Raw genomic sequence first — 897 nt, forward strand, 5'->3', positions numbered from 1 at the left:
CTTCCCGATCCCGAACGGCGCGATTTCCGTCACGGTCGAACTGCGCAGCGAACGCGACGCGCGGCGCGATCGATTTCATCCGCTCGTCGAAGTTGTCGACGTCGATCTCGAGAAACTTGCGCTCCGGCAGGTCCGGCAGCGGCTCGGCACGCTTGCCCGCCAGGTCCGAAATCACACCCATCACGAACGGCAGCTGTACCTTGCGTTCGGCGCCGTAGGTCTCGACGTCGTACTCGATCTGCACGCGCGGCGCCCGATTGCGCGCGATGAACTTCTGCCCGCTGCCCGCCGCCTTGGTTCTGTCCGTCATCGTCCACTCCTTCACATCGATCAGGTTGCGCAGTCCGTCGTTGCCGCCCGCATGGCGGTTTCTTTCGTTCGGTTCATTCGTTTGATTCGCTCCGCTCGCCGCTCAGCAGGTCCAGCTTCGCGAGGCTCTCCGGCGCGAGGTCGCGGATGATTTCGTAGAAGTCGAGCGCGAGCAGCCGCTGCGCGCGCCGCAGCAGCAGCGGCGCCGGGTGGCTCGGTTCGTGCTGCTCGAAATAGCGGCACATCTTGTCGAGACCGATGCGCACGTCGTCGCGGCTTGTGATGGCGGCTTCGCGCCACGCGTGGGTGTTCGGCATCGGCGTCGACGCAGCGGGTGCCAGTGCAGCCTGCGATGCGTCGCCGGGAACGGCCTGCTGCGTGTCGGGCGACACCGGTTGCGGCTCGGGCAGCGGCACCTCGCGTGCGATCCGCCGCAGCGCCCTCTCCGCGTCGCCTTCGTCGGGTGCCCATTCGCGGCCCAGCTTGTCGGTCACGCACACGCGGATCGCATCCAGCGCGTGCAGTGCCGCGCGCGCCGCGTCGAGCGGCGTCGTGCCGTCGCCCGACGCGGCCGACAGCGCGGCCAGC

2 protein-coding genes are annotated in these 897 nt (G+C 68.6%); both read right to left on the minus strand.

The annotated features are described in order from the left end of the window. Positions 1-310 (minus strand): type VI secretion system contractile sheath small subunit (locus L810_RS42845; protein WP_179945700.1); only part of this gene is annotated, 310 nt, incomplete at its 3' end. 73 nt (positions 311-383) lie between these two features. After that, positions 384-897: ImpA family type VI secretion system protein (locus tag L810_RS48255; RefSeq protein ID WP_373453121.1), on the minus strand; the 514-nt coding region annotated here is incomplete at its 5' end.

Origin of the sequence: Burkholderia sp. AU4i, assembly GCF_000466765.1 — a bacterium.
Taxonomy (GTDB): domain Bacteria; phylum Pseudomonadota; class Gammaproteobacteria; order Burkholderiales; family Burkholderiaceae; genus Burkholderia; species Burkholderia cepacia.